The sequence below is a fragment of the Mycolicibacterium komossense genome (assembly GCF_025822605.1).
GTDB classification, from domain to species: domain Bacteria; phylum Actinomycetota; class Actinomycetes; order Mycobacteriales; family Mycobacteriaceae; genus Mycobacterium; species Mycobacterium komossense.
The window spans coordinates 22,683-47,672 of the sequence record NZ_JACKTY010000020.1; the positions used below are offsets into that span (position 1 = coordinate 22,683).

Genomic DNA, 24,990 nt, shown 5'->3' on the forward strand with positions numbered 1-24,990 from the left:
TCGGGCGTCACAAACCCGGTTCGGCAGCCGAGTCCTCCGCCGGCTTGCTGCGTGCTGCCAACGCACCGGCGACCGACGTCGCGGCGATCGTCAGGATGGCACCGAGCATCAGCGCCGCCGGCTCCCCAGGCGCAAGAAGGTGTTCCTGGGTCCCAATGGTGGCCGCCGCAACCGGCACACCCAACTGTGCGGCGGTGAACACGGCCAGATTCAGGGGCTGTCCGAGGAGCCGGCCGACGGCGTGGGCCAACACGGCTCCCAACCCGAGGCAGACACCGAGCAGGATGAAACCGGGATTGGCCCCGAGGTCACGCACCTGCAGCGACGCTCCGAGCCAGACGAAGAACAACGGCCCGAAGAATCCCTCGGTCACCCCGAACAATTGGCGGGCCAGCCGGCGGGGCTCACCGATCCCCGCGATCACCACGCCAAGGGCAAAGCCCGCCAGCATGATCGAGACATGAGTGCTGACCGCCAGGGCAGCGAGGCAAAACAGGATCGCCAGGCTGATCCGCAGTTCCAAGGCGAGCTGATGCTTCTGCGAATACTTGTGCAATCGCCCGCGCAGACCGTTGGCGTCGGCACGGCGCAAGATGAGGAACAGCACGGCTGCACACACGGCGACGGCCAGGGAGCCCAGTGCTGCGCGCACCGCCCGCGTGGGGTCAATCACCAACGGCAGCAACACAATGCAGGCGGTGTCAGCAACCGCGATCTGTGCGGTCACCGAGAGCACTGGCGGCCCGGACAAGCGCAGGTTGTCGATGATCGGTAGTGCGAGTGCCGCTGACGACGACGCCATCAGCACCGCGTAGAGGGCCGCGTGCCCGGTCCCGAAGATCGCTGCGACGCCGACGCCGAGCCCGGCGGCCACCGCACCCACCAGAGCGGCGCGCGCGAGCGCGCCGGGTATCGACGACCGCATCTCCTTGTCCCGCACCGGAACATGGGTGCCGACGACGAACATCACCAGGGCGAACCCAATATCGGCGAACAGGGTGAACGTCGGGTCGGTGTGGTCGAGGATCCCGAAGCCGGTCTTGCCGAGCAGCACACCGACGATCAATTCGCCGACCACGACCGGGAGTCGCAGGTGCGGTACCGCCGCCAACAGCGGCCCGGCCAGGCCCACGACGACCAGCAGGGCCAGGGTATCGAACCCGAACGTCATCCCCAGGGCGCCAAATGGCAGGGGATATCGGTGTTCTCGTCGGTCAGGTAGCTTGCGCAGACTCGGTGGTAGCCGTCGGCGATCTGGAGTTGCACTGCCTTGGGACCGTTGCCGCGGACCAACAGGATCGGCGACAGCTTCTTGCCGTCGCTGATCTTTTGCAGATCACTGCGCACCCGCACGTTAGTTTCCGGCAGCAAAGCCAGACTGCCGGCCCGGAGAATATCCTTGGCCTTGCGGTACACGGGTTTTGCGGCCTTGAGTCCGGCCACGGTCTTGCTGACCGTATCCGCATCCGCGAGCAGGCTCAGGTAATCGGCCGCGGCGTCGTAGTCGTGCGCTTCAGGGGCAGCGAGCCAGATGACAGCCATCCGGCCACAGTAATCCGGGTAGCTGATGATCTGTTGTTGATTCAGTCGCCGATCCAGTTGCCATGGAACCCGAATGGCACCCGCCGCGGCATCGCTATCCGCGCCACCGGTTCCCCGGCGAAATCGGCGGCATCCAGGATCACCAGATCACTGCCGTTTCGGCCGGGGTCGTAGACGTAGGCCAGGTACCAGCCGTTGCTCTCATCGGCCGGCCCCGAATTCGACGGTACGAAGACCGCCTCGCCCGGCACACCGTCGCCGAACAGATGTTCCTCGACGGCGCCGGCGGAGAGGTCGTAACGCAGGACGCTGTGGTCGGCCGGGGTGACCGCGTAGCGGGCGGCCAGGCCAGCGAGCCGGTCGTCGATGCGGGGGAACTCCACCGCCCGATCGTCGAGTTGTCGCTCACTGACGGTGCCCGCGGCGAAGTCGAGCGTCCAGCTCCACAGCGTCCCGTCGGCGTCGAATCCGCCGTTGTTTCGCCACAGCTCCTCGTACCGAACTGCCTGCAGCACAATCTTTTTCCCGTCATCGGTGTCATGAGCGTTGGCGACATGGAAGACGTAGCACGGGTCGATTTCGAACCAAACTACGTCGCCGAACGGCTTATCGCGCCGCAGCACGCCGAGCCGGGCCCCGTAATTGTCGTCCCAGCGGTAGGGCATGTCGCCCGTGCCACTGGCAGCGATGTCGAGGTTGAACACAATCGGCAGGTCCATGAAGATGATGTGCTCGGCGGTCATGGCGAAGTCGTGCATCATCGTCAGCGCAGGCACCTGTAGCGGCCGATTGACGGTCAGTTCCCCGTTGGCGTCGGCCCGGTGATAGGTGACATGCGGCTCGAAGAGGTTGCCATAGCCGAAAAAGTGCAGCTCACCGGTGGTCGGGCAGATCTTGGGGTGCGCAGTCATCGCGTCGGCCAGCTTGCCGCCGAAGTCGTAGGCGCCGACGGTCTCCAGCTCGTTGGTGATCTCGTAGGGAAGCGACGACTCGACCAGGGCGAGGGTTTTGCCCGCGTGGTTCACGATGTGGGTATTGGCGGTGCTGGCCCGCAGATTGCGGCTGCCGTCGGCGTTGTACAGCGAGAATTTTTCCTTGAAGCTGTCGGTACGCACCCAGCGGTTGCGGTACCAGCCGGCACGACCGTTTTCGATCCGGACTCCGTGGATCATGCCGTCTCCGGTGAACCAATGCCCAGACGCTTCACGCGGGTTCGGCCCGTTGCGCAGGTACCAGCCGGAGATCTCAGCAGGAATCGCACCCTCGACAGCCAGATCGAATTCGGTCAGCTCGTCGGCGACGGGTGCATAGTTGCCTCGCCGAAAGAAGTCGCCGGTGCCGAACAGTGCAGACGCGGCGTCAGTGGTCTCGGTCATCCCACCACAGTGACAGTCCAACTATGACATGTCAATAGTGGAATATTATCCGTCGGGCGCAGCCAGGCAAAACATAGGAAGATCCCAGGATGTCCTCCCGCCGCCACTCCTCCGCGGTGTTGTTCAAGGTCGCGATGAACACGACGGGTACGTCGCAACAGGCCATCGTCGACGAGCTCCGTCGTGTCATCCTCGACGGCGCGGTACCGCCGGGTACGGCGATTCCGGTCGGCGAGATCGCCGAGATGTTTGGCGTCAGTGCGATCCCGGTGCGCGAGAGCCTCAAGACACTCAAAGGCGAAGGTCTGGTCCAGCACCGCACCAACGCCGGTTACGCCGTGGCCCAACTGACGGTCAGCGAGCTGGCAGAGATGTACGTCGTCAGGGAGACACTGGAATCAGCGGCGCTTGCCGCAGCCGTGGTGAACGCCTCCGACGCTGACCGCGAACACGTCGCCGAGGTCAATCGCCTACTGGAAAAGGCTGTCCAGGAAAATGATTCGCAGACCTACCACCGACAGAGCCGGCACTTTCACCTCGGCCTGACTCGGCCGTCGCGGATGCATCGCCTGGTGCACATGCTCGAATCTGCCTGGAACATCACCGAACCCGTGCAACTGATGGTGCACGTGCCGCAGGCCGATCGAACCCTGTTGCACGAAGATCACAACGACATGTTGGATGCGTTCCTGTCCCGCGACGTCGAGAGGCTACTGACCGCAGCCGTTATCCACCACACCCGGCTCAATGCGGTGGTCGCCACCCTGCCGTCAGGTTCCGGCCTGATCGTCGATGATCAGCAAGGCTGAACTTTCGAAAATATATTCTCGGGGCAACGGCTGTGAAATATCTGCTGGCTACCTTCCGTCCATCGAGTTTTCTCTTTGACAGGAAGCAAACCCATGACAGACACCCGAGATCTACCACCGAGTGCGGTCGTCGGCGCCGGTGACATCGTCGAAGCCGCTGGGCATCCTGTCGGCGGCGGATTGATCAAAGATCACTACGACCCGCGGCTGACCAACGAGGACCTGGCACCGTTGGCCAAGCAGTCGTGGTCGTCCTACAACATCTTTGCGTTCTGGATGTCAGATGTGCACAGCGTCGGCGGCTACGTGACCGCAGGCAGCCTTTTTGCACTGGGCCTGGCCAGCTGGCAGGTACTCATCGCGTTGTTGGTGGGCATCGTCATCGTCTACTTTCTGTGCAACCTGGTCGCCAAACCCAGCCAGCAAGCCGGCGTGCCCTATCCGGTGGTGTGCCGCAGTCCGTTCGGTGTGCTCGGCGCCAACATCCCCGCCATCATCCGTGGCCTGATCGCGGTGGCGTGGTACGGCATTCAGACCTACCTGGCCTCGGCGGCGTTGGATGTGGTGCTGCTCAAGCTGTTCCCCGGCCTGGCGCCCTACGCCGACGTCGACCAATACGGCTTCACAGGTCTGTCCCTGCTCGGCTGGGGCAGCTTCACCCTGCTGTGGATCCTTCAGGCCGCGGTCTTCTGGCGTGGCATGGAGTCGATCCGCAAGTTCATCGATTTCTGCGGCCCCGCCGTCTACGTCGTGATGTTCATCCTCTGTGGCTATCTGCTGTGGAAATCGGGCTGGCACGTCAGCCTGAGCCTCGGCGGTGAAAAGAAGGGCAACACGCTGGTCATCATGCTCGGTGCGATCGCGCTGGTGGTGTCCTACTTCTCCGGACCGATGCTGAACTTCGGCGACTTCGCCCGCTACGGCCGGAGCTTCAAGGTCGTCAAGAAGGGCAACTTCCTCGGCCTGCCGGTCAACTTCCTGGTGTTCTCGCTGCTGGTGGTCATCACTGCGGCGGCGACGGTGCCCGTATTCGGCGAACTGCTCACCGACCCGGTGCAGACCGTCGCGCGGATCGACAGCGTGACCGCAATCGTGTTGGGCGCCTTGACGTTCAGCATCGCCACCATCGGCATCAACATCGTGGCCAACTTCATTTCGCCCGCGTTCGACTTCTCCAACGTCAGTCCGCAGAGGATCAGCTGGCGCATGGGTGGCATGATCGCCGCCGTCGGATCGGTGCTGCTCACTCCGTGGAACCTCTACAGCAATCCCGAGGTCATCCATTACACGCTGGAGACGTTGGGCGCCTTCATCGGCCCGCTGTTCGGCGTACTGCTGGCCGACTTCTACCGGGTGCGCAAACAGAAGATCGTCGTCGACGACCTCTTCACGATGTCGAAGACCTCGAACTACTGGTACAGAGGCGGCTACAACCCGGTGGCCGTGGTCGCCACCATCATCGGCGCAATCCTCGCCATGGCACCCGTGCTGCTCGGCGGTGTCGTGTTCGGCATGGCCGGCGCCGCACAGTACAGCTGGTTCATCGGCTGCGGCGTGGCATTCGCCCTCTACTACGTACTGGCGATGAACGGCCCGTGGAAGATGGCCGCCCTGCGGGTCGCCGAAGGGGCCACGCTCGTCGCGAACTGATCGCCAACACTCTTCGGCCCGACATTCCACAACTGGAATGTCGGGCCGTAGTATTTCCCTGTGAGCCTTCGGATCGCCGCACTAGGGCTTCTGGCCCAACATCCCGGCAGTGGCTATGACCTGCTTAAACGCTTCGAAAAGTCGATGGCCAACGTGTGGCCCGCGACGCAGAGCCAGCTCTACGGCGAACTGAACAAACTCGCCAAAGCCGGCCTGATCGAGACCGGCGACCTCGGTCCACGCGGGCGCAAGGAGTACCGGATCACCGAGTCCGGGCGCGCCGAACTTCTGCGGTGGATCACCGATCCCAGTGACGATCCACCGATCCGGCTCCCCGACCTGCTGCGGGTGTTCCTGCTCGACGAGATCCCGCTCGACGACGCCCGCAAGTACGTGATGGCCCTGGCCGAGCACGCCGATTCCGAGTTGAGCCGACTCCAAGAGCTACGCGATGCGCCGATCTGGGGAGGCACGGGAGCTGGCTTCTTTCCGCGGGCAGCCCTGGAGTTCGGCCTGCGCAACGCGGTAATGGAGGCGCAATGGGCCCGAGACCTGCTCGCGCGCATGGATCACCACGACGATCGGGGCAGGTCAGACCGATAGGCAGGAAATAAAGGTTGCATCGCGATAGTTACCGATATATCGTCAACGTATCGGAAGCTCGGATCGTGCTTCCTGCCTACAAGAAAGAAGAACGACATGACTCCCCCATTCACACCCCCAGGCGGTCCCTTCGGTTTCGGTTTCAATGCCGGTTTTAGAGGTCCAGTCGACCGTCGCGCCCTGCACGAACACCGCCGCAATGCCCGCCGCGATTTCCGTGACCACGTTCGTGAGCACGTCGCCGAAGGAGACGATTTCGGCCATGACTTTGGCGGCCGCGGCTTCGGTCCAGGTGGACCAGGCGGCTTCGGCCCCGGCTTCGGTGGCCCCGGCTTCGGTGGCCCCGGCTTCGGTGGCCCCGGCTTCGGTTTCGGACCGGGCCCGCGTCGCGGTGGCGGCGGCCCTGGCGGCCGTGGCCGTGGCCGTGGCAGGCGCGGTGACGTCCGCGCCGCTATTTTGACCCTGCTCACCGAGCGGCCGATGCACGGCTACGAGATGATTCAGGAGATAGCCGCACGCAGTAACGACCTGTGGAAGCCGAGCCCCGGCTCGGTCTACCCCACGTTGCAGCTGCTGGTCGATGAAGGTCTCATCGTCGCCGGCGAAAGTGAAGGCAGCAAAAAGCTTTTCGAGCTCACCGACGACGGCCGCGCCGCCGCCGAGAAGATCGAGACGGCTCCGTGGGACGAGATCACCGAGGGCGCTGACCCCGGTACCGTCAACCTGCGTAACGCGGTCGTCCAGCTGATGGGCGCCGTGCGTCAGGCGGCCTTCACCACCCCCGCCGAGAAGCAGCAGCGGATCGTCGACATCGTCAACAACGCCCGCCGCGAGATCTACCAGATCCTCGGCGAGGAGTAGCTCACTCACTCTGCGTGAGCAGACGCAAAGGTCCTCCGGCACACGACGTGTCGGGGGACTTTTGCGTCTGCTCGCGGGACGAAAGTGCACAGGTGAAGTGACTAACCCTGCGCCCATTCGCCATACTCGGGCTAAGGACATTCACGAACGGGGGGCAACCATGGCAGACAAATTATTTGTCGACCCGGAAGGTTTGCGCACGTCAGCAGTTCAGGTCCAAAGCCACAGTGATGATCTCGCGATTGGCCACACCACGGCCAACACGCGTGTTTCATCAGCCAGCGGAGGCTGGTCCGGCCAGTCGGCCCAGTCTCTGAACGCGTGGGCGACAAAGTTGAAGACTCAATCGGCCGCACTCGTCACCAAAATCGACAATCACAGCCGACAGATGCACACCGCAGTCCACACTTTCACATCGACGGAAGAACAACGGGCCAACGAGTTGACCAAGATTGGCCAAGTCGCCGATGCCGTGCAGCCTCCTTCCTCTGCCTGAACCGGGGACTGACTGAGCACGGTCACTGTTGATGACTTGGGGAGGTTGATCGGTTGAGTATGTCGTTGTCGGATCTGGACAAGTGGGATCCCGATGCCATACATCAGGTGTTCGCTGCAGCTACCGATCATTCCGAGGTAACCCGGCAGACCTCACAGGGTCTTGGCCAGGTGATGAATTCGGTGCCGTGGGACGGCGAGGCCTACGAAGCTGCACAGCGGGCCAGCAATGGCATCCAGGCTGACCTCAATCTTCAGGCCCAACAGCTCGATGCGGTCGCCAATGCGGCGAAGACCGCCGAGACGGAAGTTCGTGGGATCAAATCCGACTGGCAGAAGGTCTGTCGGATGGCAGACCGATGGGGCCTGACCATTGACATCAACACCAGCGAAATCCTGCCCCCGAATCCACCGCCGACAGATCCGGATGACGTCGCCGAAGTCGAGCGCCGGATGGACATCGTCCACGACGAAATTGTGGACTTGCTCGCCCGTGCGGACAACGCTGATCGCGATCTCGCGGCCGCCATTGACGGGGCGACCGGGGCGATGTCGGTCGACGATGTGAATCGTGAGCTGAACGACGGCCCGCACACTCCGATGGACAACGGAACCGGTGCTGGCGACGGGGCAGCCATCCAGCAGGGCAGCACCATGACCGACCAGCAACGGCAACGTCTGACCGAGGCCACCACGCTGTCATCGGAACAACTCGATGCTCTGCAACGTGGTGATCTGGTTCTGCCCCCAGATCAGCTCGGCTATCTCATCGGGTTGTCGCAATCTCTCGGCGACAAGACTCCCACCCAGGTGGCCGAGCTGATGTCGAAGCTCGGACCGGATGGCGCCAAGTTGGCCGACGCTCTGCACCTCGCGTCGAACCCCTACATCAGCACTGGCGTTCCCGGCCAAGGTAAGCCCGGCAGTGTGGGGTATGTGCCGGAACGCGGTGGCAAGTTCGCCCTGCCGACAGGGCTCACCAATGCGAGATTGATGGACCAACAATTTCCCACGCCTGGTTTGCCGACGGGTGAACCCGGCGGTGGAATGCCACAACCCCTTGGGCCGCCGATGGCCAGTAAGGAACTTATGGCCTTGGCCAATATCGCCGGCCAGGGTAATGGGGCAACCCATATGGGTTCTGGCTTGGACGCCCTGGTTTTGGACAAGGCGCACGCGCTGGTCACGGCGTCCAATGATCAGGCGCTTCCGATGGGGCCAGCCGGCGCGGAACTCGATCGCACAATTTGGGCCAAGAACAGCGTTGATCCCACGCTGCAACACATGCTCAACGTGGTGCACGGCGACTCCCTGGTCGTTCATGACGCCGCAACGGGTGCCGGGGTTGACGGCCTGGCCACCGATCCGGGCCGCGGGCAGAAGTTTCTCGCCGACATGTTCAACCACGACTACGCAGACGGCGGCAAGTCCGTCGGTGGCTTATTTGACAACATCGAAGGTCAAGCGGTGGTGCATGATTCGAGCAATGCCACCGAGGTCGCGCTCGCGGAGCGCGCCGGACAAACCGCGCACTCACTGGCGGGGCAACTCGGTGACCCGAAACTCCTCAATCTCAACGCGGCTGGCGATAGCCTGGGGCAGATGAATCCCAATCTGACACAAAGCCTTTCGCATGCTATGTCGCATTACATTCCTGACATGATGGACAATCGACTGGAAGATACTCGCGGATTCGACCTGCTCGACAGCCGCGAGAACGTCATAAATGGTTCCCTTCCCGAGACCAAGAACCTGTTCGCGGTACTGAACAGCGATCCCACAGCATCGGGTTACATCAACAAGGCGGCCGAGGATTACACCAAGTTATGGCAACACGAGCTCTCCCAGACGATCGCCGACGCCGGCGGAGACCCCTCCAAGATCGACTGGAAAGATGCGACCACCATTGGGGAAATGTACGGGGTGCGTGATCATGCCAATCTTGTTGAAGTCAACGACCGGATCCACGACGCAAACCAGGCGGCTCAGGAGGCTTGGGAGCGAAAGAAGTCGTGGATCGACGGCCTAGATGGCGTTGGCTCTTCGGTGCCGTTGGCGGGTCAATATGCCAGTACGGCGGCATATGCACTTGACCAGATGTTCGTGGGGGATTCACCGACTGCGCAGCCATTCCAGAACGGGGTACCCCGGGCCTCATTGCCGATGCAGTACGCCATCGCCGCCGAGCTGTACAACAGCGGGGTCGGCAACACTGACAAGCTGGATCGCTACGTCAATCCTGGAACAGTATTCCGACATCGTCAACACCGACGCCGCTCGAAACCTTGAGAACGATGTCCAGGCCTACCTGGACAGCGCTGACTTCGGGGACCTCGACCCCTTGTGGACGAAGTACAACGAGGGCTACAACAATGCAAAATAAGTCTCTGCTCTGCGCGGCGATCGCCGTCATTCTGACGATGACAGGCTGCAGCGAGAATACGACCGCAACTACATCACCAACGTCGACCACTGCGGCACAACGGTTCCCGAACCTGGCGCCCNTGGCTCAAGACATGCGTTTCCATTGGAGCGCTGAACCCGGAATCGACCTGTACAGCGGGCCAGCCGTTCCGATCCGCGCTTACTCCGAGTCCTTCTACATCATCAACCTGCTGGCAGACCCCGATGCCGGCTATCCCGGGTTCAGTCGAGCGATCAGCGTCCCCCCTGACCAAGTCGGTAAGCGCCGGTTCAACAATCCGAGACCGCAGGGCACTTCGGTTATCTCCAACTACGGCGACTACGTGAATAAGCCGCTCTACGGCACCATGTACCTGCTCATCATGCGGATAACGCCCACTCCCACCGGCTTTTCCACACTGGTCTGCGACACTCGTGCCGGCCTCTACCTCATCGGCCCCGACGGCAAGTATGTACCGCGTTGGAAGAGCACATCCCTCGGACCAGCTGTAATCCGTATTGATTTCACCAACCAGTCCACGGCCGGTGCCACTGCGCCCTCCAGTCCGACCGCACCCCAACGGGGTCCGCTGCCCGCCCCTGCCGAAGATGTTTTCGGGTAATCCGTATTGATTTCACCAACCAGTCCACGGCCGGTGCCACTGCGCCCTCCAGTCCGACCGCACCCCAACGGGGTCCGCTGCCCGCCCCTGCCGAAGATGTTTTCGGCGACGATCCCTTCACGTCGCACACAACGCAGCTAGTTAATCCATTCGAGGGCAGCATTCCGACTGTGGCGGTGGGACGTTGAAACTACAGGTCGCGAGGCCTTCATTTGGGCGGGCGCTTTGTTCAATCATTGTCGTTACCGTCGTTGCCTGTGTCATCACCGGGATAGCTCTATCGATCGGATTCACTCTCGGTTACGGTGGATCCGAACCAGTGCCCAAAGGTGAGTATGTCCGACTTCTGGTGACCTCGGTAACCCTCTGGGGCCCAATTTTCCTTTTAACAGCTTGGTGGGCCACGGTTCCAGCGTTGATCGTGCTCGGTGTGTTGGCCGCTTGCGTTCGTCGCAAGCCAGCGACGACGATCTAACCCGGAACAACTCTCAGCCATCCCAAATCTCGGCGATGCTGTTATCCAGCTAAGCTAGCCGGCCGTCGGCAGCCCCGTTGCATCGACATCGTGGGCGAAGACTGCGGCTCCGTTCGAGAATGTCTTCGGCCCGTGGGTCGCCGCCGAAGCAAATGTCTTGCCTGTCTGGTTTACCCCGGACAGGAAAGCGTCTACTGGCCCCGAAACCGTCGTCCTAAAAATCAGTGCGCCAACGACATTCAGACACCCGGCCTTCAACTTCCTGGCCCGGTGCTCGACAATCCCCCGCCCCGGTGCCGGGCTGGCCGGCGCTGCCAAGCTAGAACGCGGAGGTCCCAGTTTCCGGGTTCCCTTACCCGTTCGGATCGTCGACATGTGGAACCTAGGGGCGCAGTCGGAACTGAATGCGCCCCCTTCGCTGTTGGATGAAGTCATGACGACTTACAAGCTCGGCAAGTTCACCGTCCACCGCGTCGGTTTCGGCGCGATGCAGCTCCCCGGACCCGGGGTTTTCGGCCCGCCCAAAGACCACGGCCAGGCCGTTGCCGTGCTACGGCGAGCCGTCGAACTGGGCGTCGACCACATCGACACCGCGCAATTCTACGGCCCCGACGTAGCCAACCAACTCATCCGCGAGGCGTTGCACCCCTATGCCGACAACCTCGCTCTGGTCTCCAAGGTCGGTGCCCGTCGCGACGACAAGGGCAACTGGATTCCAGCGTCGCAACCCGATGACCTGCGTGCCGATATCGAGTTGAACCTCCGCGAGCTCGGCGTCGACCAGTTGGCCGCGGTCAACCTACGCATCCACAATTCCGACGATCCCAGCGCGCCCGCCGACATCGACCGCGGACTGTTCGATCGCCAGCTCACCGCAATGATCGCCGCCCGCGACGAAGGACTGATCGGCGGTATCGGCTTGTCCAGCATCTCGCTCGAGCACCTGCAGATCGCGCTGGACCGCACCGAGATTGTCACCGTGCAGAACGCGTACAACCTGGCTGACAAGACATCGCAGCCGGTGCTCGACGCGTGCACCGAGCACGGCATCTCCTTCGTCCCGTTCTTTCCGCTCGGCTCGGCATTCAACGCCGAGAATCCGGTGCTGGGCAATCCCGCGGTCAAGCAAGCCGCCGTGGATCTCGGCAAGACGCCGGCCCAGATCGCGCTGGCGTGGACGCTGTCCGTCGCACCGAACGTGCTGCTGATCCCCGGCACATCGTCGGTGGCACACCTCGAAGAGAACCTGGCGGTCGCCGATATCGAACTGCCGGCCGACTTCGCCCCCTAAGCTTGGGATTTCGCAGCTAAAACGCGGCCACCTGCCCATCGCGGCGGGGGTCGCTGACACCGAGATACCCGTTCGGGAGCCGCCAGATCCCCTGGCAGCTCCCGAATTCGTCGTGTCCGTCGGGCAGCACGACGTGATGGCCTCGGTCGCGTAGACCGTCCATCGTCGCCGACGGCATACCCGCTTCGACATTGACCCGCAGACCGCTGATCACTCGGAATCTCGGTGCATCGCATGCAGTTTGCGGGTTTTGCCCGTAATCGGTGATGCGGACCAGAACCTGGACGTGACCCTGCGGTTGCATATGGCCACCCATCACACCGAAGCTCATCACCGGTGCACCGTCTTTGGTCAGGAACGCCGGGATGATGGTGTGGAACGGCCGTTTGTTCGGTCCGACCCGGTTCGGATGTCCCATGGCTGCAGAGAAATTCGTGCCGCGGTTCTGCAGCGAGATTCCGGTGCCGGGAACGACGACACCGGAGCCGAACCCATCGTAGTTCGACTGGATCATCGAGATCATCATCCCGCCGGCATCGGCTGCCGTGAGGTACACGGTGCCGCCGCGCGGGGTTCCCGCGGTCATCGGCTTGGCCCGCCCAGGGTCGATCAGTGCCGCGCGCTGCCGCAGATACTCACTATCGAGCAGCTCCTCAGGACGGATATCCATATACGCCGGGTCGGCCACATAGGCCTGCGCGTCGGCGAAGGCCAGCTTGAGCGCCTCGATCTGCAAGTGCATGCTGTCCGCGGAATCCGGTGCCAGGGAGGGCATGTCGAAACTCGACAGGATACCTAGCGCGATCAACGCGACCACACCTTGCCCGTTCGGTGGTATCTCGTGCACGGTGTAGCCGCGGTAGTCCATGGTGATCGGGTCGACCCAGTCGGCGCGGTGTGCGGCCAGGTCGGCTTTGGTCATCGCCCCACCATGCGACGACGCGTGCGCCTGCATCCGCTCGGCCAGATCGCCGGTGTAAAAGTCGGCGCCGCCGGTGGCCGCGATCCGCTCCAGTGTTGCGGCGTGATCGGGAAAACTGAAGAGCTGACCTGGTTTCGGCGGTACGCCGCCAGGCAGGAACGCGTCGGCAAATCCCGGTTGATCGCGCACCCCTGGGGTCAACGCCGCCCACTGACCGGCCACTGTCGGTGAAACCAGAAATCCTTCGCGGCCGTACCGGATGGCGCGCTGGAAGAGCTTCTCGAACGGCAATCTGCCGAAACGCCTGTGCAATTCAGCCCATGCCGAGACGGCACCGGGGACCGTGACCGCGTTCCAGCCCCGTTCGGGCACCGGGCCACCGTGGAAATACTCCGGCGTCCAGGCCGCCGGCGAGCGGCCCGAAGCATTCAGACCGTGCAGCGTCGCGCCGTCCCAGACGATGGCGAACGCGTCGGAGCCGATCCCGTTCGACACCGGTTCAACCAAAGTGAGTGTGATCGCGGCGGCCAGCGCCGCATCGACCGCATTGCCGCCCTCGGCGAGCATCTGCAGCCCGGCCTCGGCCGCCAGCGGTTGCGACGTGCAGACCAGGTTGCGCGCCAGAACGGGCTTGCGCGGCCACCGATACGGCAGCTCCCACGAAAACGGTGCGCTCATGCTGGCATCGTAGAGAGCATGGCTACGGAAACGCGCGTCGTCGATATCGCGACCATGCCCCGCGGCGGCTTCGACGCCTCCTGTCTGGACCGGCTGCTGCAGACCGACCGACCCGAATACCTCGACCGCGACGACGTCGACGACAGCGTGAAGCGTCAGGTCACCGACGCCCTGGATTGGGTGGGCCGGGTGTTCAAGAACCACGAGCAGGTCGCTGGGATAGCACTCGACCTGCTCGCCGACACCGCCGATCCGAAGATTCTCGAGCTCGGGGCGGGACATGGCGCGGTATCGCGAACCCTGCTGGAGAACCATCCGACCGCCGAGGTCACAGTCACCGATATCAACCCCGCGTCGGTCGCCGCTATCGCCGCGGGCGACCTCGGTAGCCATCCGCGGGCCGTGGTTCGGGAGATGGACGCCACCGCCATCGACGCCGCCGACGACAGCTTCGACCTGGCGTTGTTCGCGTTGTCGTTTCACCGTCTGGCGCCCGAGCAGGCCTCTCGGGTATTCGCCGAAGGGACGAGGGTCGCCAAGCAGCTGCTGATCATCGACCTGCCGCGGCCACCGGCGCCGCTGCACCTGGTGCGGTTGGCGACCATGCTGCCGCTGGCGCCGTTCGTGCCATTGGTGCACGACGGGGTCATCAGCTCGCTGCGGTGCTACAGCCCGTCCGCACTACGCGAATTGGCGCATCACGCCGACCCGGCGATCACGGTGGAGTTGCGCGGCGGGCTGGTGAGCCCGCAGATCGTGGTGGCGAGTCGGGCAGTCAGCGGTAGACGGTAGCCACTCCTGCGAAGAACACGATGACCGCGACGACACCGAAAAGTGCTGCAGCGACGAGGCCTTCGGCTATGGGATAGAGCGGCTTCCTGCTGCTACTGAGCACCCTTGCGATCCCTGCAAGTAATAGAGGCACTATCGGGGCGAAGAACCAGTAATAGAGCACAACAGCTGGGGATAGCGCCAACAATCCGAGACCAAAGCCCACAATCATCCATGGTGATCCGGGCGGGCGCGGCCGACCTGGATCAAGGAAATTCCCGTCCCTGGACGTCACTTCTCAAGCCCAGCCGAAAACGTAGTGTTGCGCAGCAAGTGACGCAACGATGAGCCATCCGCCCAAGGGCCCCACACTTAGCGATATCCCGAGAGTGCGCAGAACGCGCACCCGACCGAATGCGAGCAGACATCCTCCTGCGACCATGCACGTCAGACAGACAAGCGCGGCCAGTAGCAACCGACTTCCGTCGGCGGCATCGTGTTGAGCTTGATCGCCCGGGGCTCCGATCGTGAAGAGCGATACGCAACCCCAGACGAGGCCGCCCAGAACCGCGCCGCAATAGACACCTACTCGCCAGCTCACCAAGTCTCTAGGCGCCTGCGGCATCGTCGACTCACTTAGCACTCTTCATACCCCTTTCGCTCGGTCAGCTTGCCAGCTCAGGTCGCTCATCTGCCGACGGGTACCTGTGTCAATTCAGCTACCGGTCCGAGTGAAACGGAAGGATAAGGCAGTATCACAGGGGGGATGCGGGCCATCGGTGTCGGCGATACTGCGGCAGGAAATTGGTCGAGCAGGTCAGTTTGGCCAATGGACTGTGTGAGATGAAGCCCGGCAACGGGTCCGTACAGGCTTGTATTTTGGGGCATGATCTTGCCCAACTCGACGGCCTGCCCACCGGAGTCTCGGTATATCTCGACAGCAGGAAAATCTGAGATCAACCCGCCGGCAACCGGGCCGTTTAGCCCGGGGGAGATTGCCAGACGGCCCTGAACGTTCCATGGAGTAGCTTTGGCTAAGCTCTCACCGCCCGGCGAAAACGGGTCGGCTGCCGCGTAGTTGATAAGTACAGATCCGTTTGGGCTTTGGCTCACTCGAACATCAGGGTGGCCTGCTTTCAACTGATTTCCGTTGTCTCCAAGAAAGATCGACGGGTTCTGCCTCACGACGACGAGCCCGTTGTCGTAATCGGTCACAATTGAGACACGAGAGTCCTCGGGTCCGGCTGCGGGGTTGAATCCCCGGTTGTCGCCGAGATTGTCACCGAGGGGTGTCCACGCCTTTTCACCAGGGATAAATAGGTTAGTCCGCACGATCCCTTGCCCAGGTACGGGCTGGATTCTGCCGACGACAACGCTGGCCGGAACTCCCTGATTTTTCGGGTCATAGCTATGTGGATCGAGCATCGCCGCCGTCTCCCAATCGCTGGCGGTCACGGGATCGCGACCAGTGGCCTGCTTGAAAGCATCCCTTTCGTTCTGTCTGCGCTGCGCATCCGCCGGTGACAGTTGAGCGGGCGATGTTGGCGGCGGTATCGGCACCTTTCCGTCTGCCATATTGATACTTGCCGCGAGCGCCGAATCAACCGAATCTGCCTGTTCCACTATAGAATTCAGCCGGACCTGCAATCCTGGGATTTTCGACTGCATCTCACGGCGTCCGTGCGTCGAACCAGGAATCGGTACAACTCTGTTGCTATAGGGGTCGATCTCGAGACCTGAGTCTTCCGCATCAGCTTTCAACGCCGCAAGGTCAGACTTGATTTGGTCGATGCTGTCAGCCGCCCTGCCTGCCGCTTGAGCAACCGCTAATGCCTCGTTGCCATGAACGTCGAGGTCCTTGCGCGTCCGACCAATTGCCTCACGCGCCGCCTCGGCAGCGGCGCCACCCCACGACGAGAATGCCGGTAGTGACGCTAGACCGTCGGCCGCATCGAAGGCAGCCTGGGCACGGCTGGTCGCAGCATGGAACACCTCGCGCACATCACCCCCGTCCCAGCGCTCGATATCAGCGACGGTGAGCGTCATTGTTGTGGCGGCGCTGGAGCCAACGACTCGAATAGGTCGGCATTTGTAGATTCCATTTCGACGAACTCAAGCGCGGTGCCATGGAGGCCCTGTGCATGGTCACTCATGCGGGTCAGCAGCGCCGATGTAGTCGTTTGCCAAGCCTCGGCGCGAGCGCTCATCGCCACAGCCGATAGCCCTTGCCATCCTCGCTGCGCCGTCTCGATGCGTTCGTCCGCAGCCGCATGCTGCATTGCCACATCCTCGCCGTGGTGTGTAACCGCCACACCCGACGTGGTGAGGTGCTCGATATCGGCTTTCAACACGACAGCGAGCCCCCTTGATCGACAATCCCAACTTTTTTATACATGTGGCAATGTGTACGCGCTAGTCACCCAATCTCGGCGATTCTGTTGCTTCGCCGCCAGTAACCCTGTTCCATCGACACCGTGGGCGAAGAGGTCAAACAGACCGAGTACAGCCGGGCGCAGCGGCAGGACTATCGGCGGAAGGTGCAGCTGAGCCTCGATGTGTTCGAAACGATGCTCACCCAATCCAGTTTCGAGTTCGAGCGCCCGCTGACCGGCATGGAGATCGAATGCAATCTGGTCGATGCCGACTACCAGCCTGCGATGACCAACCAGGACGTGCTGGCCTCGATTGCCGACCCGGCCTATCAGACCGAACTCGGCGCCTACAACATCGAATTCAATGTCCCACCAAGGCCTTTGCCGGGCCGCTCCGGCCTTGAGCTCGAGGCGGACATCAGGGCCAGCCTCAACGCCGCCGAGACCAAGGCCAATGCCAGCGGCGCGCACATAGTGATGGTCGGCATACTGCCGACGCTGATGCCCGAACATCTGGCCGACGGTTGGATGAGTGACTCGACGCGGTACCAGGCGCTCAACGATTCGATCTTCACCGCCCGGGGAGAGGACATCGCGATCGACATCAGCGGCCCGGAGCGGCTGAGCCTGCACGCGGCCACCATAGCGCCGGAATCAGCATGCACCAGTATGCAACTGCACCTTCAGGTTTCGCCCGCGAGCTTTGCGAGCAACTGGAATGCGGCGCAAGTGCTGGCGGGCCCGCAGCTGGCGCTCGGCGCCAACTCGCCGTACTTCTTCGGCCACCAGCTGTGGGCCGAGACCCGGATCGAGCTGTTCACCCAGGCCACCGACACCCGCCCGGAAGAACTGAAATCCCAAGGCGTCCGGCCGCGGGTCTGGTTCGGCGAACGCTGGATCACCTCGATCTTCGACCTGTTCGAGGAGAACGTCCGCTACTTCCCCGCGCTGCTTCCTGAACTCTCCGATGAAGATCCTCTGGCCGAACTCGGCGCCGGTCGGACGCCGAATCTCTCTGAGCTGCGCCTACATAACGGCACCGTGTACCGGTGGAACCGCCCGGTATACGACGTGGTGCAAGGCCGCCCCCACCTGCGCGTCGAGAACCGGGTACTGCCGGCCGGGCCGACAGTGATCGACATGCTGGCCAATTCCGCCTTCTACTACGGGATGCTGCGCACACTGTCCGAGGAGGACCGTCCGGTCTGGACCAAGATGAGTTTTGCTGCGGCAGAGTCAAATTTCGTCGCGTCGGCCCGCGACGGCATGGACGCTCGCCTGTACTGGCCGGGCGAAGGAGAAGTCACCCCCGACGAGTTGGTCCTGCGTCGGTTGTTGCCGATGGCGCACGAGGGATTGCGTCGCTGGGGTGTCGCCGCCGAAGTTCGGGAAAGGTTCCTCGGCGTCATCGAGGGACGTGCGAAGACCGGCCGCAACGGCGCCACCTGGCAGGTGTCCACCGTGCAGGCATTGCAGGAACGCGGGATGACCAGGCCACAGGCCCTGGCCGAGATGCTGCGGCTGTATTGCGAGCGGATGCACAGCAACGAGCCCGTGCACACCTGGGATGGTCCGGCGTAGCGTCGAAATCATGACTGACGTGATGGACTGGGACAGTGCATACCAGGGCGACGGTGAGTTTCAGGGGCCGCCGCCGTGGAACATCGGTGAGCCGCAGCCCGAGCTAGCCGCGCTGATCGCCGCAGGGAAGATCCGTAGCGAGGTCCTCGACGCCGGGTGCGGATACGCGGAACTATCACTAGCCCTGGCAGCCGACGGCTACACGGTGGTGGGTATCGAACTCACGCCGACCGCCGTCGTCGCAGCCACCAAAGCCGCCGAAGAACGTGGGTTGTCGAACGCCACGTTCGTCCAGGATGACATCACGAAGTTCACCGGGTTCGACGGCCGGTTCGCCACTATTCTCGACAGCACATTGTTCCACTCGCTTCCGGTTGAGGGTCGCGACGGCTACCAGCAGTCGGTGTTCCGGGCGGCCGCTCCCGGAGCCCATTACTACATCCTGGTGTTCGCCAAGGGCGCCTTTCCGGCCGAGCTGCAGCAGAAGCCGAACGAGGTCGACGAAGATGAATTGCGGGCCGCAGTGGGCAAATACTGGAGCATCGACGAGGTCCGACCGGCATTCATCCACGCCAACACTCCGCCGCTCGAAGCGATGAAAAGCGCCTCGTTTGAACCGCCGCAGCACGACCGCGACGAGAAGGGGCGCATGAAGTTTCCGGCCTTCCTCCTCAGTGCCCACAAACCGGACTAGATTTCTCTCCCAATCGGCAGCGCACTCGCCGAACGGGTAGTCACCTCCCCATCCGGACGGGTCGACGATCGCGCCCGTTCGGTGCGCGCGCCCGCCGCCTCTACTCAATAGCGTTGTCCAGTATGACGGTTACAGCGCTACAGGCAGATGCTGCAACTGATCCAGGCGCACTCTCGATCGATCCGCTGGCCCCTGCACCGCGGGGAATGTGGGCCGGACACGGTGTTCGGGTGGCCAGAAGATTCGACCTGCACCATCGTCATAATCACCGAGAAGGACTGTGCACCAATCGATTCTGCGTTCAGCGCCGCGGCAACATCCTGACAATCGACCACGACCTCACACCTGACGAGCTGTGCGACGAGCTCGCCGTCCTCCTGTTCGACGAGCTCGTAGAAACAGGTGCCATCCGCGGCCGGTCGGAATTCGAGCTGGCTTTCACCGGGGTGGTGCGGTCCACAGTCGATGGCGGCATGGCGGCCTGGTTGCGCTTCTACCGAAATTCGCTGCGCAAACTCGAATCCGGCACCACCGCATTCGCGCCGATTCACCAGCACGCCGCGGAGCTGGTCGACGGCCCGCGGTTGATAGACCTTGGGTCCTGCTTCGGTTTCTTCCCACTGCGCATGGCTCGACACGGAATCGAGGTGCTGGCGACCGATCTGAGTGCACCGACGATGGGCCTACTGGCGCAGGTCAGTGACCGGTTGTGTCGGCCCGTTCGAACTTTGAGCTGCAACGCCGCCGCGGTGCCGCTGCCCGACGGCGCAGCCGACACGGTCACGGCACTACACCTCATCGAGCACCTGGCGCCGGAGCTCGCCGACGCGGTGATCGACGAGGCCCTGCGGCTGGCGCGCCGACGAGTCGTGATCGCCGTGCCGTTTGAGCAGGAGCCCCGTACCTGTTACGGACACGTGCAGAGGTTCGATCTCCCCGCCTTGGACGCGCTGGCAACAACTGTGCGTGCGACGCATCCCACCGTGACCGCGACAGTGGCCGAATATCACGGGGGCTGGCTGGTTCTCGACCGCTAGATCAGTCCGCGCTTACTGGCCGCGTAGACGGCCTCCGCCCGTCGACTCACCTCGAGTTTGCGCATGATATTGCTGACGTGGAACTTCGCCGTCGTCGCGGAAATGAACAGCTTCTCACCAATGGTGTTGTTGGACAGGCCCGCTGCCAGTAGTCGAAGCACTTCGAGTTCCCGGTCGGTGAGCTGCTGGCGGGTGGCGGTCCGGCCCGACATCGAGCGCACCACCGCGGCGGCACTGCGCGCGTCGAAAGCGCTCTCTCCGCCGGAGATCGCCCGAATGGCTCGCACCAGTTCGGTGGTGTCGACATCCTTGACGACATAGCCACGGGCGCCCGCATGGACGGCTCGCACCACCAGGTCTTCGTCGAGAAACGTGGTAAGCACCAGTAGCCCCAAATCGGGATATGCGCCAGAGAGCTTGGTGCACAAGGACAACCCCTCGTAGTCCGAACCGGCGGACAGTTTCAGATCCAGCAGGACCACATCGGGTGAGGTTGCCCGCACGACGGCTTCGGCCTCGGCCTCGGAAGACGCCTCTCCGACCACGACGAGATCGTCGTCGCGCTCCAACAGCGAGCGCAGGCCCTGTCTCAAGATGGCATGGTCGTCGACCAGGACAAGCCGGATGGGGTTCATGGGTTCTGACCTTCCGCCGTGCGGGGAATACGCGCCACCACTCGAACCCCGCCGATCCGGGATCGCTGCACATCGAATGTGCCGCCGTGTTCGCGGGCCCTGGCCCGCATATTCGCCAGGCCGCGGTGCCGGCCGTCGACATCGGCGGCCTCAGCCAGCCGCAACATCAGGCGCAGCTTGTCGGGTTCGCCCACACCGTCGTCGGCGATCGACAAAGTGACCGCGGCGTGGCTGTAGGTCAGGCGGACGATCGCCCGGGTGGCCTGACCGTGCATGGCTGTGTTGAACAAGGCCTCACCGGCGATCCGCAGCAGCGCATGCTCGATCTCGCTGGGCAGTTCGGCCGCCGCGCCGTTGACCCGCAGGGAAACTCGCAGATCCTCGGGCATGTGCACAGTCGCCAGTTGACCGAGCATCTCGGCCAGGCTGGACCGGTGCGAGTCACCGGGGTGATTGAGCGCGTAGATGGCGGAGCGCAACTGCTCGGTGGCCGAGCGCGTCAGATCCTTGGCGAGATCCAGGCGATCGACGAGTTCGACAGCAGTGGAAAGAGATTCGACCTCGCTTCGGCACACTTCGATCTGCATCCCGGCCGAGAGCACAGTCTGCGCGACGCTGTCGTGGAGTTCACGCGCGATCCGATGCCGTTCCGAGTCGAGCACCTGATGACGCTGCACCGCACCCAACTCGCGTTGCGTGGCCAGCAGTTCGGCATTACGCGCCTCCGACTGGGCAAGCAAGACCCTCGATTTCGAGTACAGCGCCGAATTCTGCAAGGCGACGGCGGTCTGACTCGCCAGAATCCGCATCACCGACCCGTCGGTGGCGTCGAGTGTGCGGTGCGGCGGCGTCCAGGCGGCGAAGGCGCCGATCACCCCACCGTCAAGTTCGATAGGAACATGCGCGTGTTGTCGTTCGATCACCGGCAGCCGGAACTGGCCGAGCTGACCGCGCAGGATGTCGTTGAGCCGGTTGAGTACCACACCGGGCAGGTGTGGTCCGGGATCTCGTGCCCCGGAAAGCCCTTCGAACGCATACGGGGCTCCTGCAGAGTCCAGGATCAGGTGTCGCGGGCTGGCTTCGGGTAGCGCGCCGTCGGCCAGTGCCAACAGCACCCAGTCGGCGTCAAGGTGGGCGCGCGCCGCCTCGGCGACCGCGCGAACGAGGTTCTCCGGCCCCTCGGTCGTCTGAACCAAGGCCCGGGAGATCGTGTCGAGTGCGGCTACCACCCGGTCCAACCGCTTTGCGGTGACCCGGAATTCGGGGTAGAACGTGCCCTTGCCCGAGCGGAGCCCGGTCAGCTGCTCCAGGTCCGGGCTGGACGTCACATCGCCGCCAGGAACAACGCGTGCATCTGCGCCTCGTCTGCGGAGCGGGGATTGGTGCTCATGCAGGCATCGTGAAGCGCATTATGGGCCAGGATCGGCAGGTTCTCCTTACTGACGCCCAATTGTGCCAGCCCACGTGGCACCCCGACGTCGATGGCCAACTTGTCGATCCGATCAGCAAGCGCAAGTGCGGCTTCCGCAGTAGGCGCACCGGGATCGGCCACCCCGAGGCAAGTGGCGATCACCGCATACGGCTCGGGGTCGGCCTCGGCGTTGAACCGGATCACGTGGGGCAGCAGTATCCCGTTGATCACCCCGTGCGGGAGGTCGAGCAAACCACCCACCTGATGACTCATCGCATGTGCCGCACCGAGAATGGCGTTGGTGAAGGCCAGCCCGGCTTCCAGTGCCGCCTGGGCCATCAGCACCCGTGCCGGCATCTCGGTGGGGCGCTCCATCGTGCAGACCAGATTCTCGGTGACCAGCTGGATGGACCTCAACGCGTGGTGATCGGTGAGCTGGTTGTGACCGAGAGAGACAAAGGCCTCGATACCGTGCGTCAGTGCGTCGAGTCCTGTCGCTGCATTGAGCCAGCTGGGCATCGTGGTCAGCAGACGGGGATCGATCACGGTGATATCGGGCACCAGAGCGCGGCCGAGGATGGTGATCTTTACGTTGCGCGCGGTATCGGTGACGATGCAGAACTGGGAGACATCGGCGCCGGTTCCGGAGGTCGACGGCACGACCACCAGTGGTGGGATCGGCATCTGCGCTCTGTCGACGCCCTCGTAGTCGAGGATGTGGCCGCCGTTGGCCGCGAGGATCGCGACACCCTTCGCCGCGTCGATCACCGAGCCGCCACCGACCGCGACGATCACATCGCAGCCCTGCTCGGCATAGAGTTCGTAGCCGGCGGCGATCTCGTGGTCTTTGGGGTTGGGCGTCAGGGCGCTCCACAGACGACACTGCACCCCTTGGTCCGCGAGGTGGCCGACCATCTCGTCCACCCAGCCGGCCTCGATGAGACCGGGATCGGTAACCAGCATCGGCCGCAGCGCGCCCAGTCGGACCGCCGCGTGCGCTGCCTCCATCATCGAGTCGATCCCGAAGACGATCTCTGGCGCGTGGAACTTCAGCAACCGGGTGGGCTGCGGCGATCTGCGGGCGTGCGCACTTTCCGGCAACAGTGCCGGATAGCGGGTGCGCACCCGCTCTTGATTCGCCACAATCCCGCCTCGCCCACCGTGCTCCGAGTACACCGACTGTGACCCGGGTAACACATCAGGTTCCAGCCTACGACCTCGCAGGCTCACCTGCCGACCGTCCCGACGGCGAAGTCGTGGGCAGCGTGTTCGAGCCCGGACAGATCGCGGACCACCCGGACCCGGCTGCAGTATTCGGCGTAGGCAGGCAGGTCACAGCTGCCCAGCCCCCACGAATACCGCGGCTCCGGCGTCAGCCACACGGTTTCCCTGGCGCGTCGGGTGATCTCCTCGAACGCCGCCAGATTGGGGTCGTTGGCGTTGTTGCGGCCGTCACCGAGGACGACGACGGTGGTCCGCCGGGTCACCGCAGAGGCGTGCTCGGCGAGGAACTCCCCGAAGGTGTTGCCGTAATCGGAGTTTTCGGCGGTGTCGATGACGTCGCCACCGAAGATCAGACCCAAGGCCTTCTCACTGCTGTAGTCGCGGAACAGCTCGGTGGTCTCGGCGACATCCGCGACGAAAGCGAACGATCGGACCTGGGTGAACAAGTCCTGCAGGCCGTGTACCAAGTTGAGGGTGAACCGCGATGTCGCCCGAACCGAAAGGCTGACATCGGCCAGGACGACCAGCCGCGGTCGGTCCTCGGCCCGGCGCACAGTGACCGGCATGAACGGGATCCCGTCGAACCGCATGTTGCGACGCATCGTTTGACCGGAGTCCACCCGGCCCGCCGCGGCGGTCCGCCGCCGGTGGGTCAAGGCGCCGTGCAGGCTGCGCGCCAGCCGGCGCAGGGAGTCCTCGAGTTCGGCTCGTTCGGTCTCACCGATTCGATCTAGCCGCGCTTCGCGGAGTTCGCGGGTCTCGACGATCTTGCTCTCCAGAGCAAGCAGCGCCTCGAGGTGTCGCTTCAACGCCGCCGGCAGGTTCTCCAGCACGCCGGTCAGGCGCTTGCGCAATGCGGCCGCATCCGCTTCGTCGCCCTCGCCATCGAGGTCCTCGATGGCGTTGAGCCAACCCAGAAGTGCGTCCTGTTCGGCGATGGTCAGCGACGCGTCGACACTGGTGCCGCCCGAAGAGGATGAGAGGGTGCCGGGCGGACCCGCCCCTTGCAGCCGGTCCGCGGACAGTTCCACCCGGTACTTGTTGTCGTCGAGTCCCGCGCTCTCCTTCGAGAAGACGATCTGGTCGGTCAGCGCCGCGAGGTCGATCTTGTTGGCTTCTTGATGCAGGTTGTACTGCTGTGCCAGGTCTTCCTGTTTGAAGTACTCGCGGATGCTTTTGGGCTTGCCGTGCTCGTGCCCCTCCTCCGGCTTGTCACTGGGTTCCTCCGACAAGGTGAAGGACTCCAGTTCGCCGGCGTCGACGAGGTCGTCGTGGGCATGGCTGTGCCCGTGCGCTGTTTCCTCCCCGGCGACCCGCACCAACGCGAAGAAGGCCTCGAAGATCTCGTCGAACATCGGCTCGTCGCGTTGATCCTTGACCAGCGATACCCGAAGTGCGGTGCGCAGGGTAGCCCGTGAGGACAGGACACCGGGCTGCCCTGCGCACCGCATCGCATCGAGCGCCTCGGGGATCGAGACGCGTAGCCCCCCGAGGCGAAGCAGCCGAACGAATCGGTGCAGCGTTGCTTCCATCTACA

The 24,990-nt window shown here is 63.4% G+C and carries 22 protein-coding genes and 1 pseudogene; 13 read left to right on the top strand and 10 right to left on the bottom strand.

What is annotated here, in order from left to right; translation table 11 throughout:
• Window positions 1-7: 7 nt before the first annotated feature.
• The 3 genes from H7J73_RS07590 to H7J73_RS07600 are packed head-to-tail and all read right to left on the bottom strand — an operon-like array spanning window position 8 to window position 2,918.
• Entirely contained in the window at window positions 8-1,171 is a 1,164-nt protein-coding gene (locus H7J73_RS07590) for a cation:proton antiporter (RefSeq protein ID WP_264066716.1), read from the bottom strand.
• A complete protein-coding gene (locus tag H7J73_RS07595; protein ID WP_264066717.1) occupies window positions 1,168-1,542 on the bottom strand; it encodes a hypothetical protein in 375 nt (124 codons plus the stop codon). The genes H7J73_RS07590 and H7J73_RS07595 overlap by 4 nt, the downstream gene beginning before the upstream one ends.
• Before the next feature lie 41 nt (window positions 1,543-1,583).
• On the bottom strand, window positions 1,584-2,918 hold the full coding sequence (locus H7J73_RS07600; RefSeq protein ID WP_264066718.1) for a carotenoid oxygenase family protein: 1,335 nt from the start codon (window positions 2,916-2,918) through the stop codon (window positions 1,584-1,586).
• A gap of 89 nt (window positions 2,919-3,007) precedes the next feature.
• Here H7J73_RS07600 and H7J73_RS07605 point away from each other — a divergent pair, with 89 nt between their 5' ends.
• The 9 genes and pseudogenes from H7J73_RS07605 (at window position 3,008) to H7J73_RS07645 (ending at window position 12,128) form a co-directional block, all read left to right on the top strand.
• Window positions 3,008-3,727 carry a GntR family transcriptional regulator gene (locus H7J73_RS07605; protein WP_264066719.1) on the top strand — a complete coding sequence of 240 codons (720 nt, stop codon included), beginning with the start codon at window positions 3,008-3,010 and terminating at the stop codon, window positions 3,725-3,727.
• Between the two features lie 93 nt (window positions 3,728-3,820).
• Window positions 3,821-5,377: an NCS1 family nucleobase:cation symporter-1 gene (locus H7J73_RS07610; protein ID WP_264066720.1), complete on the top strand. Its 1,557-nt coding sequence runs from the start codon at window positions 3,821-3,823 to the stop codon at window positions 5,375-5,377.
• Between the two features lie 60 nt (window positions 5,378-5,437).
• Complete coding sequence (locus H7J73_RS07615) at window positions 5,438-5,980, top strand: PadR family transcriptional regulator (protein WP_264066721.1); 543 nt, start codon at window positions 5,438-5,440, stop codon at window positions 5,978-5,980.
• 96 nt (window positions 5,981-6,076) lie between these two features.
• Complete coding sequence (locus tag H7J73_RS07620) at window positions 6,077-6,841, top strand: PadR family transcriptional regulator (RefSeq protein WP_264066722.1); 765 nt, start codon at window positions 6,077-6,079, stop codon at window positions 6,839-6,841.
• Between the two features lie 160 nt (window positions 6,842-7,001).
• Window positions 7,002-7,337, top strand: coding sequence for a WXG100 family type VII secretion target (locus H7J73_RS07625; protein ID WP_264066723.1), 336 nt, complete (start codon window positions 7,002-7,004; stop codon window positions 7,335-7,337).
• A 173-nt stretch (window positions 7,338-7,510) separates the two neighbouring features.
• Window positions 7,511-7,825, top strand: a pseudogene (locus tag H7J73_RS34060) (hypothetical protein); the annotation flags it as partial.
• A gap of 165 nt (window positions 7,826-7,990) precedes the next feature.
• The gene (locus tag H7J73_RS07635; protein WP_264066725.1) at window positions 7,991-9,625 is read left to right on the top strand and encodes a TPR repeat domain-containing protein; all 1,635 of its coding nucleotides are present in this window, start codon (window positions 7,991-7,993) and stop codon (window positions 9,623-9,625) included.
• A 227-nt stretch (window positions 9,626-9,852) separates the two neighbouring features.
• Entirely contained in the window at window positions 9,853-10,362 is a 510-nt protein-coding gene (locus tag H7J73_RS07640) for a hypothetical protein (protein WP_264066726.1), read from the top strand.
• 908 nt (window positions 10,363-11,270) lie between these two features.
• Window positions 11,271-12,128: an oxidoreductase gene (locus H7J73_RS07645; RefSeq protein WP_264066727.1), complete on the top strand. Its 858-nt coding sequence runs from the start codon at window positions 11,271-11,273 to the stop codon at window positions 12,126-12,128.
• Window positions 12,129-12,144: 16 nt separating this feature from the next.
• Here the strand turns inward: H7J73_RS07645 and H7J73_RS07650 are convergent, their stop codons facing one another.
• Window positions 12,145-13,728 carry a gamma-glutamyltransferase family protein gene (locus H7J73_RS07650; protein WP_264066728.1) on the bottom strand — a complete coding sequence of 528 codons (1,584 nt, stop codon included), beginning with the start codon at window positions 13,726-13,728 and terminating at the stop codon, window positions 12,145-12,147.
• Between the two features lie 18 nt (window positions 13,729-13,746).
• Between H7J73_RS07650 and H7J73_RS07655 the strand changes: the two genes are divergently transcribed.
• Complete coding sequence (locus H7J73_RS07655; protein WP_264066729.1) at window positions 13,747-14,520, top strand: class I SAM-dependent methyltransferase; 774 nt, start codon at window positions 13,747-13,749, stop codon at window positions 14,518-14,520.
• 666 nt (window positions 14,521-15,186) lie between these two features.
• Here H7J73_RS07655 and H7J73_RS07660 read toward each other — a convergent pair.
• Both H7J73_RS07660 and H7J73_RS07665 read right to left on the bottom strand, forming a co-directional pair.
• On the bottom strand, window positions 15,187-16,545 hold the full coding sequence (locus H7J73_RS07660) for an Rv0964c family protein (protein WP_264066730.1): 1,359 nt from the start codon (window positions 16,543-16,545) through the stop codon (window positions 15,187-15,189).
• Window positions 16,542-16,850: a hypothetical protein gene (locus H7J73_RS07665; protein ID WP_264066731.1), complete on the bottom strand. Its 309-nt coding sequence runs from the start codon at window positions 16,848-16,850 to the stop codon at window positions 16,542-16,544. Before H7J73_RS07665 ends, H7J73_RS07660 begins: the two co-directional genes overlap by 4 nt.
• Window positions 16,851-16,973: 123 nt before the next feature.
• On the opposite strand from H7J73_RS07665, the gene H7J73_RS07670 reads away from it, so the two are divergent.
• From H7J73_RS07670 to mftM, 3 genes are all read left to right on the top strand, one after another.
• On the top strand, window positions 16,974-18,452 hold the full coding sequence (locus H7J73_RS07670) for a glutamate-cysteine ligase family protein (RefSeq protein ID WP_264066732.1): 1,479 nt from the start codon (window positions 16,974-16,976) through the stop codon (window positions 18,450-18,452).
• 10 nt (window positions 18,453-18,462) lie between these two features.
• Window positions 18,463-19,146 (top strand): class I SAM-dependent methyltransferase, encoded by a 684-nt coding sequence (locus H7J73_RS07675; RefSeq protein ID WP_264066734.1) that lies wholly within the window; start codon window positions 18,463-18,465, stop codon window positions 19,144-19,146.
• A 122-nt stretch (window positions 19,147-19,268) separates the two neighbouring features.
• Window positions 19,269-20,183, top strand: a complete 915-nt coding sequence (gene mftM / locus H7J73_RS07680; protein WP_264066735.1) for a mycofactocin oligosaccharide methyltransferase MftM — start codon at window positions 19,269-19,271, stop codon at window positions 20,181-20,183.
• Here mftM and H7J73_RS07685 read toward each other — a convergent pair.
• From H7J73_RS07685 to H7J73_RS07700, 4 genes are all read right to left on the bottom strand, one after another.
• Window positions 20,180-20,818, bottom strand: coding sequence for a MadR family response regulator transcription factor (locus H7J73_RS07685; protein WP_264066736.1), 639 nt, complete (start codon window positions 20,816-20,818; stop codon window positions 20,180-20,182). The genes mftM and H7J73_RS07685 overlap by 4 nt on opposite strands.
• Window positions 20,815-22,146 (bottom strand): MadS family sensor histidine kinase, encoded by a 1,332-nt coding sequence (locus tag H7J73_RS07690; RefSeq protein ID WP_308207398.1) that lies wholly within the window; start codon window positions 22,144-22,146, stop codon window positions 20,815-20,817. The genes H7J73_RS07685 and H7J73_RS07690 overlap by 4 nt, the downstream gene beginning before the upstream one ends.
• On the bottom strand, window positions 22,143-23,333 hold the full coding sequence (locus H7J73_RS07695; RefSeq protein ID WP_264067092.1) for an iron-containing alcohol dehydrogenase: 1,191 nt from the start codon (window positions 23,331-23,333) through the stop codon (window positions 22,143-22,145). Before H7J73_RS07695 ends, H7J73_RS07690 begins: the two co-directional genes overlap by 4 nt.
• 122 nt (window positions 23,334-23,455) lie before the next feature.
• Window positions 23,456-24,985 (bottom strand): VWA domain-containing protein, encoded by a 1,530-nt coding sequence (locus H7J73_RS07700; RefSeq protein WP_264066737.1) that lies wholly within the window; start codon window positions 24,983-24,985, stop codon window positions 23,456-23,458.
• Window positions 24,986-24,990 lie beyond the last annotated feature (5 nt).